Source organism: Ureibacillus sp. FSL W8-0352 (assembly GCF_038004345.1).
GTDB lineage: Bacteria > Bacillota > Bacilli > Bacillales_A > Planococcaceae > Ureibacillus > Ureibacillus thermosphaericus.
In genome coordinates this window covers 1,081,065-1,099,435 of the sequence record NZ_JBBOQT010000001.1, presented here as the reverse complement: position 1 = coordinate 1,099,435, position 18,371 = coordinate 1,081,065, and the positions used below count along the sequence as shown (strand labels likewise).

19 protein-coding genes are annotated in these 18,371 nt (G+C 35.4%); 17 read left to right on the top strand and 2 right to left on the bottom strand.

Annotated elements, in window-relative coordinates; all coding sequences use genetic code 11:
- The first annotated feature begins 35 nt into the window (after nt 1-35).
- From NST98_RS05555 to NST98_RS05515, 9 genes are all read left to right on the top strand, one after another.
- Complete coding sequence (locus tag NST98_RS05555; protein WP_340714647.1) at nt 36-2,930, top strand: phage tail tape measure protein; 2,895 nt, start codon at nt 36-38, stop codon at nt 2,928-2,930.
- 12 nt (nt 2,931-2,942) lie between these two features.
- Entirely contained in the window at nt 2,943-3,836 is an 894-nt protein-coding gene (locus tag NST98_RS05550) for a phage distal tail protein (protein ID WP_340709564.1), read from the top strand.
- Nucleotides 3,837-3,839: 3 nt separating this feature from the next.
- Nucleotides 3,840-4,952: a siphovirus ReqiPepy6 Gp37-like family protein gene (locus NST98_RS05545; protein ID WP_340709563.1), complete on the top strand. Its 1,113-nt coding sequence runs from the start codon at nt 3,840-3,842 to the stop codon at nt 4,950-4,952.
- Nucleotides 4,949-6,703, top strand: coding sequence for a hypothetical protein (locus NST98_RS05540; protein ID WP_340714646.1), 1,755 nt, complete (start codon nt 4,949-4,951; stop codon nt 6,701-6,703). Before NST98_RS05545 ends, NST98_RS05540 begins: the two co-directional genes overlap by 4 nt.
- Nucleotides 6,704-6,726: 23 nt before the next feature.
- Entirely contained in the window at nt 6,727-6,996 is a 270-nt protein-coding gene (locus NST98_RS05535) for a hypothetical protein (RefSeq protein WP_340714645.1), read from the top strand.
- The gene (locus tag NST98_RS05530; RefSeq protein WP_340709560.1) at nt 6,996-7,139 is read left to right on the top strand and encodes a hypothetical protein; all 144 of its coding nucleotides are present in this window, start codon (nt 6,996-6,998) and stop codon (nt 7,137-7,139) included. The genes NST98_RS05535 and NST98_RS05530 overlap by 1 nt, the downstream gene beginning before the upstream one ends.
- An 80-nt stretch (nt 7,140-7,219) precedes the next feature.
- Nucleotides 7,220-7,429, top strand: a complete 210-nt coding sequence (locus tag NST98_RS05525) for a hypothetical protein (RefSeq protein WP_340714644.1) — start codon at nt 7,220-7,222, stop codon at nt 7,427-7,429.
- Nucleotides 7,430-7,485: 56 nt separating this feature from the next.
- Nucleotides 7,486-7,920 carry a phage holin family protein gene (locus tag NST98_RS05520; protein ID WP_340714643.1) on the top strand — a complete coding sequence of 145 codons (435 nt, stop codon included), beginning with the start codon at nt 7,486-7,488 and terminating at the stop codon, nt 7,918-7,920.
- Nucleotides 7,917-8,648 carry an N-acetylmuramoyl-L-alanine amidase gene (locus NST98_RS05515; protein ID WP_340714642.1) on the top strand — a complete coding sequence of 244 codons (732 nt, stop codon included), beginning with the start codon at nt 7,917-7,919 and terminating at the stop codon, nt 8,646-8,648. The genes NST98_RS05520 and NST98_RS05515 overlap by 4 nt, the downstream gene beginning before the upstream one ends.
- Before the next feature lie 89 nt (nt 8,649-8,737).
- Here NST98_RS05515 and NST98_RS05510 read toward each other — a convergent pair whose 3' ends face one another.
- Entirely contained in the window at nt 8,738-8,881 is a 144-nt protein-coding gene (locus NST98_RS05510) for a hypothetical protein (RefSeq protein WP_340714641.1), read from the bottom strand.
- Between the two features lie 429 nt (nt 8,882-9,310).
- On the opposite strand from NST98_RS05510, the gene NST98_RS05505 reads away from it, so the two are divergent.
- Nucleotides 9,311-10,600, top strand: coding sequence for an S-layer homology domain-containing protein (locus NST98_RS05505; RefSeq protein WP_340714640.1), 1,290 nt, complete (start codon nt 9,311-9,313; stop codon nt 10,598-10,600).
- 39 nt (nt 10,601-10,639) lie between these two features.
- Here NST98_RS05505 and NST98_RS05500 read toward each other — a convergent pair whose 3' ends face one another.
- Nucleotides 10,640-10,867, bottom strand: a complete 228-nt coding sequence (locus NST98_RS05500) for a helix-turn-helix domain-containing protein (RefSeq protein WP_340709553.1) — start codon at nt 10,865-10,867, stop codon at nt 10,640-10,642.
- Between the two features lie 210 nt (nt 10,868-11,077).
- Here NST98_RS05500 and NST98_RS05495 point away from each other — a divergent pair, with 210 nt between their 5' ends.
- From NST98_RS05495 to NST98_RS05465, 7 genes are all read left to right on the top strand, one after another.
- The gene (locus NST98_RS05495; RefSeq protein ID WP_340714639.1) at nt 11,078-11,371 is read left to right on the top strand and encodes a hypothetical protein; all 294 of its coding nucleotides are present in this window, start codon (nt 11,078-11,080) and stop codon (nt 11,369-11,371) included.
- Between the two features lie 34 nt (nt 11,372-11,405).
- Nucleotides 11,406-12,230 carry a helix-turn-helix domain-containing protein gene (locus tag NST98_RS05490; RefSeq protein ID WP_340714638.1) on the top strand — a complete coding sequence of 275 codons (825 nt, stop codon included), beginning with the start codon at nt 11,406-11,408 and terminating at the stop codon, nt 12,228-12,230.
- Between the two features lie 648 nt (nt 12,231-12,878).
- On the top strand, nt 12,879-13,256 hold the full coding sequence (locus NST98_RS05485; protein ID WP_016837209.1) for a PH domain-containing protein: 378 nt from the start codon (nt 12,879-12,881) through the stop codon (nt 13,254-13,256).
- Nucleotides 13,257-14,822: 1,566 nt separating this feature from the next.
- The gene (locus tag NST98_RS05480) at nt 14,823-14,966 is read left to right on the top strand and encodes a hypothetical protein (protein ID WP_340714637.1); all 144 of its coding nucleotides are present in this window, start codon (nt 14,823-14,825) and stop codon (nt 14,964-14,966) included.
- Nucleotides 14,967-15,151: 185 nt separating this feature from the next.
- Nucleotides 15,152-16,285 (top strand): DUF418 domain-containing protein, encoded by a 1,134-nt coding sequence (locus NST98_RS05475; RefSeq protein WP_340714636.1) that lies wholly within the window; start codon nt 15,152-15,154, stop codon nt 16,283-16,285.
- Nucleotides 16,286-16,508: 223 nt separating this feature from the next.
- The gene (locus NST98_RS05470; protein WP_340714635.1) at nt 16,509-17,633 is read left to right on the top strand and encodes a sensor histidine kinase; all 1,125 of its coding nucleotides are present in this window, start codon (nt 16,509-16,511) and stop codon (nt 17,631-17,633) included.
- Nucleotides 17,630-18,235, top strand: coding sequence for a response regulator transcription factor (locus NST98_RS05465; RefSeq protein WP_034767617.1), 606 nt, complete (start codon nt 17,630-17,632; stop codon nt 18,233-18,235). Before NST98_RS05470 ends, NST98_RS05465 begins: the two co-directional genes overlap by 4 nt.
- Nucleotides 18,236-18,371: the final 136 nt, after the last annotated feature.

Sequence of the window (18,371 nt, the reverse complement as noted above, 5' to 3'; positions counted from 1 at the left end):
AGGGCTTTTATTTTGGTTAAAAGGCAGGTGAAAGTATGGCGAACGGGAAAATTAAAGGGATTACAATAGAACTTTCCGGGGACGCTGCTCCACTTGAGAAGGCACTTAAAGAAGTAGACAAAGCATCTCGGAATACCAGTAAAGAACTAAATCAAATTAATCGCGCTTTGAAGTTTGACCCGGAAAATACAACACTGCTCAAACAAAAATTTGATGTACTCCAGGATGCAATCAAGAATACAGAAACAAAATTAAATGCACTCAAACAAGCACAAGCGGAAGTAGATCGTCAGTTTCAATCCGGAGAAATCGATGCACAAACATATCGTCAATTCCAGCGCGAAATCGAAATAACGGAAGGTAAATTAAAGGCTTTTCGGCAACAAGCAGAAGATATAAAAGTCAAAATCGATTCCCAAGCTGATACAAGTGCATTAGATAAAGTTAAACAAAAACTTGATGAAGTCGCTATAAAATCAAAAGAAGTCGGCGACAAAATGTCGTCGATTGGAACGGAAATGTCAACAAAAATCTCTGCTCCGTTGGCTGCAGCAGGAGCAGGGGCAGCGATGGCGGCAACTCAATTTGATAATGCTGCAGGACAAATACAAGCGGCTTTAGGATTAACTGCAGAAGAAGCTGCAAAACTCGAAGAAAAAGCTAAAAACGTGTGGGAGGCTGGATTCGGTGAATCACTCGATGAAGTTACAAATGCGCTTGTTCGAGTGAAGCAGAATATGCACAATTTGGACGATGGCGAAGTCGAAAAAGTAACACAAAATGCATTGTTATTGGCTAAAACGTTTGATTCAGACGTAAATGAAGTGACTCGCGCCGCAAACAATCTGATGGAAGGTTTCGGACTTTCTGCAGATGAAGCGTTTGACTTGATGACTGCCGGCGCACAGCGTGGATTAAACTTTTCGAACGAATTGTTTGATAACTTATCAGAATATGTTCCACTTTGGAGCCAAATGGGATTTAGCGCGGAAGAAATGTTTGGTGTTTTGGAACGTGGTGTTAAGTCCGGTGTTTATAATCTCGATTACATGAATGACGTTATGAAAGAATTCCAAATTCGAGTGAAAGACGGCTCCAAAACGACTAGCGATGCATTTGCAGAATTGAGTTCCCAAACACAAAAAGTATGGAAAGATTTTCTTGATGGAAAAGCGACAGTGGCCGATGTTGCTTATGCAGTAGTCGGAGAACTCAAAAGCATGGATGACCAAGTTTTAGCCAACCAAATAGGCGTTGGTTTGTTTGGTACAAAGTGGGAAGATCTCGAATCCAAAGCCATGTACGCCATGCTTGGTAGCAAAGAAGCAATGGAAGGCTTTGAGGGAGCAACACAAAAAGCCAGTGACGCGGTCGAACAAACATTTGGACAACGTTGGGAATCATTCACTCGAACTGCTGCTTCTTCATTAGAACCGCTCGGTAACACTTTGCTTGATTTAGCTGAACAATGGCTGCCAAAAATAGCAGGTGCGCTTGAATCAGTTTCTAATTGGTTTGCGGAATTAAGTCCATTTGTCCAACAAATGATACTTATTTTTGGCGCACTAGTTGTTGCAATAGGTCCGGCACTTGTTATTTTCGGACAAATCGTATCGGCGCTCGGAGCACTGATACCACTGTTTACAAGTGGTGGCGCCGCGGCCCCGGTATTTGGAGCAGTTATATCAGCATTGAGCGGGCCGATTGGAATTGTAGTGGCCGCCATTGCTGGACTTATTGCAATCGGCGTAGCTCTGTATAAAAATTGGGACGAAGTATCGGCGTTTTTAAAAGGTATATGGGAAGGTATTAAGGAAGCTGCCACAATCGTTTTTAGCGCTATATCAGATTACCTAATAACTAAATGGGAAGAAGTTAAAACAATAACAGAAGTTGTATGGAACGGAATCAGTACATTCTTCTCCACAGTTTGGGAAGGTATCAAAAATATTTTTAATACAGTCGTAGAAATCATTAAACAAACTATGGAAATATATTGGAATTCGATGGGTGAAGGCATCAGGCTAGTTTGGGAAGGTATTAAACAATACTTTGAAGGCGTTTGGGAATTAATTAAAAATGTGTTCTTGGGTGCTTTATTAATTATCATAGATTTATTAACTGGGAATTGGGAAGATGCTAAAAAACATACCGAACAGATCTGGGAAAACATCAAGAATGCTCTTTTAAGTATTTGGGAAGCAATTCAAAATATTTTTTCAGGAGTTTTGGAAGCTATTTCAGGATATATCACGACTACTTGGGATAATATCAAAAATACAACTTCAACAGTATTTACTACAGTAAAAAATTCGATTAGTACGATTTGGAATAACATAAAAACTTTTGTAAGAGATACTGTAGCGAATATTGTCACTACGGTTACAAATAAATTCGCTGAACTTAAAAATGCAGTAACCGAAAAGATGCAATTAGTAAAAACTACTATTGAGGATTTATGGAATGAAGCACAAAGGTTTTTTGAAAACATCGATTTATTCCAGATTGGTAAGGACATTATACAAGGACTAATTGATGGTATTGGATCGATGGCTGAGGCGGTTTGGAGAAAAGTGAAAGAAATTGCGGAAGGCATAAAAGAAACAATTATGAAGGCATTGGATATTCACAGTCCATCTCGTGTCACAATGAGTTACGGTGTGAATATTGGTGAAGGTCTCGTTATCGGTATGGAAAAAATGATTGAAAAAGTATATTCTATGTCTGCAAAGCTTGCAGATTCAGTTATTAACGCTCAAGAAATGTTAAATTATAACGCTAATCGCTTAGCGCAAGGGAATGTATCGTATGTTAATAATTCTGTGAATAACAGTCGTACATTTGCTCCAGTTATCAACAATTATGGAGTATCGAATAATGATATTGCTATCGAAAGAACTTTAAGACGTTTAGCGCTTAAATACAACTAAGGAGGTGGCGACTTGATAACTGATAAAAACAAAGTAAAAATTACAAATGCAAACGGCGAGTTTATCGAGTTTGGTCGCTACTTTAAGCTGTTAAGTGGCATTAATTTATCTGGGTTAAAAGCAAATGTAAGTTATAGTGGCAGTAATAATGACGGTTCGACATATCAACGCACAATCTTAAATAATCGTGATGTTGATATGTCTTTTTATATAGATAAAAAAGGTCGAGATGATAATTGGACAGAACAAAAGCGAAAAGAAATTATTCGAGTACTTAATCCAAAGTATAATCCTATGAAAATGGAATTCAGTACAAAAGGCGGTTCGTCATACTACATCAATCTGAACTTAGAAGCCGTTCCTGACATGCCGGAAGGTTTCGAAAATTGTAACAAAAGTTGGCAAAAAGTTATTGCACTATTTAGTTGTAATGATCCGAACATTTATGAAGCGAATGGACAGAGTGTTGATATTGCTTTATGGATTGGTGCATTCGAATTTCCACTTGAAATTGTAGAAGGCGGTATTGAAATGGGTTATCGTTCACCTTCATTGATTGCTAATGTCTATAACAGTGGCGATAGTGACACAGGTATGATTGTTCGTTTTAAAGCGATTGCTAGTGTAAGTAAACCAAAGTTAATAAATATTAACACTTACGACGAAATGCAAATTAATTTTGAAATGCAAGGTGGAGATGTAATTGAAGTCAATACAAATCGTGGTAAAAAGTCGGTAACACTTATTCGGAACAATATACGAACAAATATTTTCAATGCGTTCGATTTATATTCCACATGGTTGCAGTTAGAGCCAGGAGATAATTTATTCCGTTATGATGCAGAGAGCGGATTGGACAACTTAGAAGTATCAATGAATTTCACTAACAAATTTGTGGGGGTATAACGTATGCAAAAGGAAATTGAATTATATGTGTACGACCTTCACTTCAATAAGCTTGGTGTTATTGATATTTATGAACAAATTCAATGCATAACTCAATACTATGACCATAGTCCACTAATCATTGATGTGGAAGGTAACGAAAAAATTGCTGGTTTATTATTAGCTGATGAAGATCGAATCATTGTAAAATCAAACGATATCCATCGTGGTTATTATGTAGAATTAGCTGAATATACAGATGAAACAAAAACATCAATTCACGTTGAAGCTCGTTCCTTATCGGTGATGACAAATTGGCGTATTGTGGACGGTCAAATGCGGTTCAAAGGAAATATTGAATATGTAATGCAGCAATTTGTTAAATATAATTGCATTACTCCTTCAAATCCAAATAGGATTATCCCAAATTTAGTGTTGGGTGTAGATACCGGCATTAACATAAATGCAGATGAAACATTTGTTAATTATCCTTTAGATCAAGCTTTATGGGAAATATGCAAAAAATATGAAGTTTCATTTGAAATACTATTAAATCATGAATTAAAGAAATATGTATTTAGCGTTTTTCAGGGTGAAGATAGAAGTGCCGAACAGACAATTCTTCCACAAGTGATTTTTGCGAAGTCATTTGACAACGTAGACAAACAGTCATATACAGATGAAAAAGCGGACTTTAAAAATACAGCAATTATCGAAGGTGCTGAAAAAACACTAACAGTAAACAATTCGAACAGCGGTTTTAATCGTCGAGAATTGTTTGTGGATGGTACAAGTTTAAGTAAGACTTATACAGATGAAAATGGAAATGAAATAACATTGACGGATGAAGAATACACTAACGTTTTGACATATACAGCTTTTACAAATTTATCTGAATATCCAAGGGTAAGAAGTTTTGAAAGTAAAATCAATGTCGACTCACAAAATGTGTACGGTGTTGATTTTTTTATTGGCGATAAAATCACGAATCGAAATGATGAGTTAGGAATTGTTACACATTCGAGAGTGGTTAAAGCAACAGAAATATGGAATAAAAGCGGCTATTCATTGGAATTAGAGTTTGGTACTGCTATTCCAAACTTTTTACAAAAAATAAAGAGAGGAGCGAAACGATGACCATAAGAAGCGGTTTTTTCAACTCGGTCAATGGAGATAGGAGATACAACGCTGCATTTTTCGCAGAATACTTTGCTAGTTTCATTGCAAACGGCGTATTTCCTAATCCAGCCACGGGATTACAAGTTATTGAAGGTATCAATATGACAACCATAGTAAAACCAGGAAAAGGCTGGATTAACGGTTACTACATTAATAATGACAGTGATTATGTGTTGCAACACGACATAGCAGATGGTGTATTAAAGCGAATTGACCGTGTGGTAATGCGATTAAACCATCAATCTCGACAAATTGAGATAGCCATAAAAAAAGGCACATTTTCAAGCAATCCGGCTCCACCAGCACTACAACGTGATGCAGATGCATACGAATTAGCATTGGCAGACGTATTCATTAATAACGGTGCCACTCAAATAACTCAAGCGAACATAACTGATTTAAGACTAAACAATGAGCTATGTGGTATCGTACACGGTACTGTTGACCAAGTAGATACGACAACATTATTTAACCAATACCAATCATGGATATCTCAACAAAAAGAACATTATGAAAATGATTTTGAAACATGGTCGGATGCCAAGCGAGCAGAATTTGACCAATGGATGAATTTAGAACAAAGTGATTTTGAAGCATGGCTCGAATCTATTAAAGATTTGCTAGATACGAATATTGCGGCAAATCTACAAAATCAAATCGATAGACACACAGCTGACTATGTAGCACACCCTGGTTATGCAGAGTCTACAAATGTCGGTAATGTTTATTCGGTTACCTTAAGTCCAGCACCAAACGAATACAAAGAAGGTATGGGTTTAGTCGTTAAAATCAACGCAGACAGCCTACCGGAGCCGACTTATATTAACGTGAATGGTTTAGGTGCTATCCCAATCAAAAAAGCTAATGGTGGAGATGTAAAAATATTAAACGCTAACGGTATCTATTCATTAAGGTACAGCGCTGGAAATTTTATCTTACAGGGTGAGGGAGGGGGTGGAACAGCGACCGAGGCGGACTTGCTCGAAGGTAAAACAGCAGTGTCGGATGCGGGCGATTTAATTGGTACCATGAAGAATAATGGTGCGGTGACGATTACTCCTGGACAATCAGATATCATAATCCCACAAGGTTACCATAACGGGCAAGGTGTTGTAAAAAAAGTTGAATTTGATGCATCAAAAGTTTTAACGGGTACGATGATTGCTGGTAAAGCCGGTACCATGCCGAACCGAGGGTCAATCGGAACTGTTAGACCTGGTACAAGTAATAAAACCTACGCAGCTGGTTATTATGATTCGTTCGCTGTTGAAGGAGATTCTGATTTAATTCCAGCAAATATAATACAAGGAAAGAATATCTTTGGTGTAATAGGTACAGCTACTCCAGAAAGTATGGGTGGAGTAAAGTATGCTAGTGGTACAATAACTTCGTCATCTAAAATTTATAAACTTTTTTATGGTCCGTATGCAATCGATTACTATAACCAAAATGTAATAGAGGTAAATAGTTTGAATTTTAAACCAAGATTAATATTTTTACAATCGACTTCATCCCGTTTTACAGTTTATTCATACTTAACTCCTGAATATGTTAATATAGGTCGTTGGGGTGGGCATAATAATACAGCTACTTATGTTAAACAAATTTACATGAATGATAGCAGAAACGAAATAAGTCTATTCGTGAATAATACAGGTTTTAGATTACCAACCGATGGTGGGACATACCAATGGCTAGCATTTGGATAAACCCTTTAAAAGGAGTGAAATATATGAAAACATTAATTATCTATGACAACGAAGGTTCTATTATTCAACAAATCACCGGTTCTTATAGAGTTCCTGTTGGAATACCGTATTTAGAACTTGAGATTCCAGAAGGAAAACATGTTGTAGCTGTAAATGTAGAAACAAAAGAACCAATTTTTGAAGATATACCAAAAAGCGAAATTGAAATTTTAAGAAATAAAATTGCAGAACAAGAACAAGCAATTTTAGAATTAACAACAACACTAGCAATGCTTCAAGGAGGGTATAATTAATGCTTTATAGTAAAGAATCAGCACTTGCGAGAATATGGGCTAGAAACGTAAGAGAAGGCAAATATACTCGTAATCAAGTTCCGAATTTGTTTAATTTAAGAGAAGTAGTGAATCAAATATTAGATGAAGAAAACGCGCAGTAATGTGGCCTTATTTTTTATGTCAAGATTAGAAGGAAAATACTTCCTTTTGTCGAATCGAGTAGGCGAAAGGAGGGGTAATAATGGAAGTTGCAGTTAAGTATCTTTTTAATAGAACAAGAAATTCGAGGATTGAAAGTGATATAGAAATTATGTATTTCGAAGAATATGATTACGAAGATTTTGAAACTGATTTAGAAAAAGAAAGAGAATTTGTAAATGAAGTAACTAATTTAATTAAACAAAAATATGGTTATTTCAGTGTAAAAGTAACTTCTTTTTCTGAAATATAAGCACTCTCACCCGAGGGTGCTTTTCTTATTGGGCAAAATAGGAGGGCACAATTAACATGAACATTGAACAAAAAGTTGCATTAATAAGTGGAATTATTGGATCTATTGTATCTTATATGTTTGGCTTAGTCGGGGTGGCGGTGTCCATCCTTATTTTGTTTATGTTAGCAGATTACATCACAGGATTAATCGCTGCAGGTATCAATAAAGAGTTGAACAGTCGTATTGGGTGGGTAGGTTTTATTAAAAAACTCTATATTTTAATTTTGATTAGCTTAATTTATGCACTTGAATATCTAGCAGGATATTACACAGAGTTCGATATTTTTGGCGGTTATATCGGTGATGGAGCGGCATTTGCTTATATTGCTATCGAGTTTATTTCCATTACCGAAAATGGCGTGAAAATGGGTGCGCCGATACCTACGTTTGTGCAAAGTTTATTAAAAATCGTTAAAGATAAAACAGGTGATGGGGGTGGTGAATTATGATTACAATCAGTCCTGGACACTGGTTGCCTGGTACAGGTGCACGTGATTTAATCGATGAAGTGACCGAAGCACGAAAAGTGGTTAATCGAGTGGTCGAAATCTTAAGAAGTAATGGAATCACAGTAAACCATGTGGAAGATAATACTTCTAAAAATCAACAACAAAATCTCAATTATTTAGTGACACAGCATAATAAAACCAACCGAAAACTTGATGTATCCGTACACTTCAACTCGGCAACCCGAACAGACAAAGGGCTAGGTGTTGAAGTGCTTTATTACGACCAAAAAGACCTTGCAGCAAAAGTTAGTAAAGCAATATCAGACATATCAGGTCTAATCAATCGAGGGGCGAAAGAGCGTAAAGAATTAGCTTTTTTACGCAATACAAACAAACCTGCCATTCTCATCGAGGTATGCTTTGTCAATAGCACTGTGGACGTAGCGATCTATCGTAGGGATTTCGAAAAAATATGTCGTGCGATTGCTAAGTGTTTAGCAGAATATGTTGGTAAATCATTAAATTCAACTTCAACAATTAGTGAACAAAAGAATGAGGAAAAATTCATGCTAACAGACACAGCTCGTAATGAAGCAAGGGAGCTTATCCGAAAAGCGTGCAAGCAAGGAGTATTCAATGCTGCATATCACACGGAAGAACGTATTAAAAGCTACACAGATTCACAGTTAATTAGCTATGCAATTATTTACTTGAATAGAACTGCTTGATGAATATAATAAGTATTAGATGAATTATTTATTGAATATCATAAAACCGCCTTCCACAATAGGAGGGCGGATTCTGTTATTTGAATAACTTAATTAATCATTTCAAATTCGTAATCATCTGGAAAAATTGCTGCAATTTCTTTTACGCGTATTCCTTTCTCTTCAAAAATATCTAGCATGTAATCAAACATCATTTGGTTATCCATTTGAATATGCATAGGTACTATTCCCAAATTCACTACAATTATGGCCCCACTCTTCAAAAGCACCCGCACTTTCAAATTCCCACCCCCTTTTTATTGTAATTATAGAAATAATCTTCCAATTTGTATTGCACTTTTCTATCGAGTTTATTAGCCAAAAACAAAATTTGAGGGGTTAATGGTCAAATAATTATTAAGTAATAAAAAGGACCAATTATATAGAAATGGAGTAAAAATTGATTCAGAAAATCGTTTGGATGAATCATTCACCGAGTATATTGTTCTGGAACGAGGAATAAAGTTCGAGTTAAAGTACTCAAATATTGCTCTGCGGAATTGGGTAAATGAAGAAGCTAAAAGACTACTTAATTTGCCATATCGTACATTGTAGAATAGATAAATCAAACCTATTTTGTTATAATTATCCAAAATATAATTGTGGTATTTTGGAGGTAGTTTATGAAAAAATTATTTATTTCTACACTAGCATTAGCTATAGCTACACCTGCATTAGTAGCGCCTATTCCTACAGATGCTCAGAAACAATTTACTGACATTCCAGCAAGCTATCAGTACTATCAAATTATCACAGAAATGCAAGATAAAAATATCATTAATGGTTATTCTGACGGTACGTTTAAGCCGAATCAAACAATTAGTCGGCAACATGCTGCTGTTTTAATTGTTCGTGCTATGAAAGCTAATGGAATTGAACTTGAAAAAGTAAGAGAGTTTGTTCAGCCAAAAGACTTAACGACAAAAAATCCATACTATCAAGAAATTAAATTGTTAATGGAAGCTGGATTGTTGGATACGGATAAAAACGGAAACATCAATCCATCAAAACCTTTAACCCGTGGCGAGATGGCTAAAATTTTATCAGTAGCATTTAACCTTGAACCTAATACAGATTTTGTATTTAATGATGTTAAAAATACAAAGTACGAAGAATTTGTCAAAGCGTTATATGCCAATGGAGTAACAACAGGATATGAAGACGGTACATTTAAACCGAACAATTCATTAACTCGTGCGCACTATGCAGTGTTTATGTATCGTGCAATGAATGCGGTTCAAAATAATACAACTTATGACAAAGCGGAAATTGCAAAAAAATTAGGACTTGAAGCTGCTACAGTATCACGAGTTGTGGATGGGGATACATTTGAGTTGGTTAATGGTAGTAAAGTTCGTTTAATCGGCGTTAATACGCCTGAATCAACAACGAGAACTGAAGTATTTGGAAAGGAAGCTAGCAATTATACAACATCTAAATTGGAAGGTAAAACTGTATATTTGCAAAAAGACGTATCTGAAACGGATCGTTATGGCCGTTTATTGCGATTAGTATGGATGGAAGTTCCAACTGATGTAATGGATGAAAATGAAATTCGTACAAAAATGTTTAATGCAGATTTAGTGTTGAACGGATATGCACAACCCGCAACATATGCTCCTGATGTAACGTACAGCGAATTTTTTGTCAAATTCGCAAGAGAAGCACGTGAAAATAATCGTGGATTGTGGCGATACGGTACAGATGGAACGACTACTGGCGATGATTTAGATGATAAATCTACAAATAATAATAATTCAAACAGTAACAATTCCACTAACGAAAATATAAAAACAGATTTTAAAAATTGCACTGAATTAAGAGAAGTTTATCCAAATGGTGTAGCGTCAGACCATCCAGCTTATCAGAAAAAGTTTGATCGTGACGGCGATGGTTGGGCGTGTGAAAAGTAATATAAAAAAGCCGAGTAGATTAATTTTCTACTTGGCTTTTTATTTTTCTTCATTATTGTCATCTTCAAACTGGATAATCAAATTGATATCTTTTATATCCAAAGCTTCTGCAATTTTCTCTAATGCATTTTTATTAATTCGTATAGTTTTATTATTTACCAATTCACTGATTGTACGAGGATTTAGACCCGTTTCTTCCACAAGCCTTTTTTGGTCCCATCCTCTTTGTTTTAATAAATTTCCTAAATTTGAAACTAATTTAACCATACGTCACCTACTTTCTAAAAAACACTGTGGAAAAAGTAAATAATGAATAAATTTCTAATTAAATAATAATACATATTTTACTTAAAAGAAATATTTGTTGACAATTTACTTAAAAGAAATTATGATTTACTTAAAAGAAAATTTACTTAAAAGAAATTTTTTTTGAAAGCTCATTTCGATTAAGTAAATTTTGAAGGTGGTTGATTAATAATGCTTAAAACAATCGAAAAAACTTCTTGGATTAGCGATAACGGTAAATGGAAAATTTACTATCACATTTTTGAACAAGACGGTTTAATTCAAGCAGACATCACAGTTTTTAAATTAAATAGTCGTGGAAAATATGACTATTTTACAAGTAATTTGTACGATGAAAAACTTCCGAAGTATGTGAAAGGTGAATTCGAGGCTATTCGGCATTACGTTGATGTTTTTAGATATCCAAAGAAAGTTAAAGAGCAAACTGATGAAGTAAAAGAAATTGTAGAAGATTTAATGAATTAATCAATGAGTGAAGTGGGAAAGCGAGGTGAGAACGATGGCATTTGAATACTTAGCACAATACACAACATTTACATCAGTAGAAGAAATGGATCAGCACGTTGAAAAACATATTCAAGCACATTACTATGTTCTAACTAAATCAGAACGTGCCATCGTTTTCAAACTTGCTTCACATTCGTTACAGTACCCTGGTGCTTCTCATTTAAAAGCGGAAACGATTGCAGATAGTCTTGGAATTAGCACGAAAACTGTTTATCGTGCAATCAAAAAATTAGAATCATTGGGCATTATTAAAAAAGTAAATTATACTCGCGGAAAAGGTGGCCAAGGAGCAAACATCTATATTATTTTACCGCATAATGTCCCAGCGAAAATGTCCGAGCAATCAAATGCTGAAAACACTAATAAAGACAACATTTCTGAACAAAATTTTGAAAAACAACCATTAAACTCTTTTAATCTATTAAATAATTCTAAAGATACGTATGCTGCGCAGCCGTCTGAATCTGTGGACAAATTGTTGACAACTAAAGAGCAAACACCATACCAAAGATTAAAACAGTTTGTAAGCTATTTTGTTAAAGACAATAAGCTAGCTTCTAAATTCTATGGCATTTTTTTGGCACAAGTATCCAAACAAATTAATAAGCCAGACATCGACATAGCCATTGAAGCCCTAAAATACACGTTTAGAGCGGTTAAAAATGGTCGTGTAAAATCTATCACTGGATACTTTAACAACACATTGCGTAATTTACTGGACAAATACTATGAAGATTTGGCCGCAGATTTAATTGGCCAAGATGTGGAGTTTGTTAACGGTAATAATCTACGTGGCCCAGAGTGGCTGTATTGGTAAAATAAAATTGCCACTCGTTTTGAGTGGCGTTAGTTAAAATTATATATTACACAAATATTACACAATACGATTTAAAATGACTGTAATATCAAGGTTTCGACGGTTTTATTATATGTCCTCCTGGGACGCTATTATGAAACCTTACTTCCTCAATGGTTGTAAGGTTTTTTTATTTTTATTCACAATTTTGCATGAAATAAAAATGCTCCAAAATGTTCCATTTTCAAACATTCTCTTTAAAAATTTATCAAATTGAGATGCAGCTCTTGAACCGCTCTAGATATTAAGTTACTATAAGTGTTCATTGTGTTCATCATAGAAGCATATACTTAACGATGTTGAATCGTCAGAAATTGGCTTAGTGGAAACAGGCCATTTGATGTAGCAATAAAATTAATAGAAAGCATAAAAAGATAAGCAATCAACGAATAAAGTTGGTTGCTCTTTTTTTGCGTTCAAAACCCCCAAGCCGGCCTGCTCAAACGGGCTCATCTGACAGTCAGAACTTGCTAGCAACTTTTTTATATTTAGGGGTAAAAATTTGCAAATATTTTTCAAGCCTTAGGACAATATTATTGAATTGTTTTCAAGTTTATACAAATTATGGTATATTAAAATTTAATAACAATACCAAAGGGGTGTTATGTAATGGGGTTATTCGACGGTTTAATGGGAAATGCTAGCGAAGTCAGTGTTGAAAAAATAAATGAAGAATTGAAAGAAATCTTAATACCTTCGGAAAGTGTAGAGCACGCTTATAAAGTCATTAGAGATATGTTTGTTTTTACTAATAAACGATTGATACTGATAGATAAGCAGGGGATGACGGGGAAGAAAGTTGAATATCATTCTATTCCGTACAGAAGCATATTGCATTTTTCAGTGGAAAACGCTGGCACATTCGATTTAGATGCGGAGTTAAAAATTTGGGTGTCCGGTAGTGAGTTACCGATTCAAAAGACGTTCAATAGATCGACGAATATATACAATGTGCAGCGTGTGCTTGCGGAGTATGTATTGAAATAAGAGTATTTATAAATGCGATCAATTCGATTAATTTCGGAATTGTTTGAGAAGCTATCTTGGAATCGTTTCTAGCGGGTATGGCTTTCTTTTTCTCACAATGTTTTTTCTAGGTATAAATCCCTTCTAGGACGCTACTTGTACAATAACGAATAAGTTTAATCAACTAATCATATGCTCGAAATCCTTGATATTTAAAGAGGTTTCGGGCTTTTTTCTTTTTCATGGAAATAGATTAGAAAAAATCATTTTTTGGGTTTTACTTAACATGTGTTTTAGCACTTGAACCACTCGTTGAAAAAGTACCTTTTGATGTTGATTTAATGATTACAAAACATCTAAAAGTTTTAATTAGGCGGTTACTTTTTAAAGATTTGTTGAACTCTTGTATGTTCTGATAACATCACCATATTTAGTAGTATAGAATCCAGCGTTTAAGCTCATGAAATCTTGTTCACTACAAAATTCCATGAGCTGTTAGAATAGCGGTTTATCCGATGAAACTTATTAGTCAATAACGAGAAGTACCTATATAAGTATCATGCATATAATAATTTCCTGTTGCGGTAAATCGCAATTCAATATGACCTGCAACGTTTCCTACGAGTTTAATATATTTATAATTAGCGTCTGCTATTGCATCCGCTGCTGTAGAATCAATCTTTTGAACTGTTTTATTCGTAATTTCACCTGTCCAACCTAGCCATACTTCAGCACTAGCACTAGGGGGATCTTGATAATTTACAATTTTTTACGTCATAACTAAAATTAACATTACAAGTAATTCTAAATTGATCAACTCCAAGGCTTCTTACTGTAAATGAACCTTTATAGAAATATGAATAAAATGTTGTATCTACTTATAGGAATAATTATTTTAACACTTGTATCAATCAATTTTAGCTTTAACAATTTCACTTTATTGTTAGCCTTTATTGGATACATTATTTCCTTAATTTTTCGCTTTCGGTTAATCAAAGTAGTCAATATAGATTAACCGAGTAAGTGGACTATCTGTTTCTCCCTTTATTACATACTCTCCAGGAAAATGGGAACAATTATTGATAATGGAAACATTAAGCAAGATGTAGATTTTCCTTACAGGCACCGCTAATGTTGTTGGCGGTGCTTTTTTCTGTTTTTTTACGTGCGCCCGGCATGTACATGAACTATAGGGTGTAAGTCCCGAACCCCGAAGACAGAAGTAGAGGTTAGCCAAGAGCAAGGGTGTCCGTGGTGACGCGGAATCTGAAGGAAGCGAGCGGCAAACTTTCGGTCTGAGGAACACGAACTTCATATAAGGCTAGGTATCATTGGATGAGTTTGCTAAACAAAACAAAGTCCTTTCTGCCAAAGGTGGTACAGAGTAAATGAAGCAGATAGATGGAAGGAAAGATTACATTCTTACCCGGGGAGGTCTGGCGGATATGTGAAGTACGCTTCATAACCTACTTAGTGATAAGTAGCTGAACCGTCAGAAGTCAGCAGAGGTCATAGTATTAGTTGGTTTAGAACTACTAAGAAGGACCGAACAATTAAGAGAGAATAGCCCTTGGCATTCAGTGAGTCATGATGAACACAGAAAACGTAGTACCTCACTTGAGGAAGGAAGCGGTGAATCCCGTGGGAGACCTCTTGGAGGGTGGAGTGACCACTGGCATAAGAAGACAAGCTATTCACGGAAGTTATGAAAACTTGCGTCAATCATCTTAATTGAACCGCCGTATACGGAACCGTACGTACGGTGGTGTGAGAGGACGGGAGCTAATCACTCCCTCCTACTCGATTTGCAATATGACACATGTCATTAAAACAGTCCTGATTCCTGTGAATACCGCTACTTTCCTTTCGCATCTATAATAAAAGCAACTTATGACGAAAGGGGACTGAACGGACATATGTCAGAAAAAAGAATTCGCTTACTAGATATACTGAGAGGTTTTGCAGTGCTTGGTACACTTGGAACAAATATTTGGATTTTTGCTCACTTAGGGGATTTGTCCTATATATTTACATTTGATCACTATTGGTGGACTTCCTTTCAAGATTTTATTAGAATTTTAGTATTATTTTTCGTGAATGGAAAAATGCTCGGTTTATTAACGATAATGTTTGGTGTAGGACTTGAATTAAAATACCGGCAATCATTAAAAAATAACACAGCTTGGCCAGGGTTGTATATTTGGACTTCTATAATTTTAATAACAGAAGGCTTCATCCATTTTATATTGGTGATGGAATACGATATTTTAATGAGTTATGGTATTGCTGCGATTATTGTTGCATGGATTGTAAAACGAGGAGACCGGGTAATTTCGAAAGCGATGAAAATGATTGGCGGTTTTCATGCAACAATCATGCTATCTCTTTTAATCATCGGGGTTTATTTTGGTTCATCTGCGAATATATCATTAGGTGAAATGAGTGGTATCGTGTCACTTTATAAAGATGGAAGCTGGTTCGAGCAGATACAATATCGGTTCATGAATTTTATTTTGCTTAGAATTGAGGTTTTATTTGTGATTCCTATGAATATTTTTCTTTTCTTATTAGGCGTACGGCTAATGAGAGCAGGTTTCTTTGCGCCAGATGACCAAGGGAAGAAAAAACGGGAGAAATTATTTAAACTCGGTTTTTATATAGGATTGCCATTGAATTTACTTTATTTTGTTCCAGGTGGTGTGTTTGATTTTCCAATTCGTTATTTATTTGCTCCTATCTTGTCTTTAGGATATTTAGCACTCATTTCAAAAGTCTTTGAAAGAACAGCACAGTTTTGGTTATGGAATAAACTCGAAAAGGTCGGAAGAATGTCATTAAGCTGTTATGTGATGCAAAATTTAATTTGTTCGATTCTATTTTACGGATGGGGATTTGGATTAGGAAATAAAGTTGACTCAGTAACGATTGTTTTAATATGGTTCCTTATTACGTCTTTCCAAATTGGATTTGCTTCCTTGTGGTTGCAAAAATTTAAACTAGGGCCCATGGAAACAACAAGAAAAATTATAGTAAGTTTTATTCGGCAGTAATTATAGCAGAGATAGAGGAAACCCTACATTTAGTAAGGGATGGGAAAACTACACAGGTTTACAGACAATCAAAAACCCCCGAAAGACAAAAAAGGATTAGCATCCAAATAGATTTTATCAGATATCTACAATAACTTCATTTGGTGAACCACAAAAATTGTATATGATGGTTATCTTTTATAAAAATGGACTTTTTCAGTGCGAACGAGAAGAGGTGTTTTGCATGACTTTTAAAAAGCTATACCCTATTGATCAAGTAGAAAAATATCTACTTATTGATATAGTTGCAATTGTTTTCTTAATCTATAAAGTTATAAAAACAGAAAGCAGCCTTGGTCTTTCGGGAAAGCTTTTGCTCATCTCCATTGTGTTATTATCTCACTATGTTTGTTTATGGTATCGAGATTGGCGTTTGCTTGTAGGTTGTTTTTCCGGGTTCGGTAGTCTTGTCATTTTAGAAGTTTTCCTACAAAAGTGGCTGCTTTTATATGGATTTATTTATGCCGATCTGTTAGGAAGGGCAAAACGCAAAATCTATATTGGTATAGGGATGGTTGGAATTGTCATGGTGTATTGCTTATTTAATTGGCTGACTGATGGACATCCCTTCCTTTTTGCCAACTCGATGTTACTTCCTTTTATGATTGTCCAACTATTTATTCCATTTGTCGTTTATACAAAGGAAAAGGCAAAGGCTCTTCAAGGAAAGCTCGATACAGCAAATGCTCAGCTGGAACGTTATATACAAGAAGAGGAAAGGCATCGGATTGCCAGAGACCTTCATGATACACTTGGTCAAACATTAACAATGATTAAGCTTAAAAGCGAACTGACGATAAAATTAGTAGAAACAGATGCAAAACAAGCGAAGGAAGAGATGAAAGATATTCTGAACTCTTCTCGATTTGCGCTAAAACAAATAAGAGAACTGGTGACAGATATGAATTTTGTTTCACTGGAGAAGGAGATTGAAGAATCAAAAAAGATTTTACAAACAGTCGGGATCGAATTAACGATTGTGGAGAAAGAAAAACTTCCTTTATTATCAAGTGTCACGGAAACGATGCTGGCACTTTCTCTACGGGAATCAATTACAAATATAATAAAACATAGTCAAGCAAAGCATTGTATGATTACAAAATATTATCAAGATAAAATGTATCATATTCAAATATTGGATGATGGAAACGGTGATTTAAAAAAGGGATATGGGAATGGCATCCGGTCGATACAAGAACGAATGGAAAAGCTGAACGGTACGGCTGAAGTGAATGGTTCTTTGAATAAAGGTGTTTCCATCACTTTAAAAGTTCCGGTTCATACAAATGAAGGAGGAAATGCCATATGATACGAGTGATCATTGCAGAAGATCAGAAAATGCTTCGTGGTGCACTCACTTCTTTATTAAAATTGGAAAATGACATTGAAGTCCTAGCAGAAGTATCCGATGGGAAAGCAGCTTGGGAGGCAATTCAGAGATATGAACCAGACGTCTGTTTACTTGATATTGAAATTCCATCAATAACGGGTCTTGAATTAGCTGAAAAACTTAGACATGCGGGAAGCACATGCAAAATTATTATTGTAACAACTTTTGCGCGCCCAGGCTATTTACAAAAGGCGATGGATGCAAAAGTGGAAGGCTATTTGTTAAAAGATGAACCGATTGATTATTTAATCGAAGCTATTCGGAAAGTAATGAATGGCGAACGTGTAATCAGTACAGACTTAGCTGCGACCCTTTTTATAAAACAAGAAAACCCTTTAACCGATCGTGAAATTGAAGTATTAAGAATGGCTAAGGAAGGAAAGACGACGCATGACATTGGTAAAACGCTATTTCTAACAAATGGAACCGTTAGAAACTATTTTTCTTCCGCCATTCAAAAGCTTGAAGTCGAATCAAGACAGCAAGCAATTGAAAAAGCACGTGAAAATGGGTGGATATAATTTTTAGCACTAAAAAGCCGATTTTTTATAATCCGAGCGCTCAAAGTATAATATTTTGTACCGTAGTAATGCGATATCTATCAGGGTCCTAATAATCTTTTTTTAATGAAGTGAAGTTTCAAGGTCCTGTCCTTCG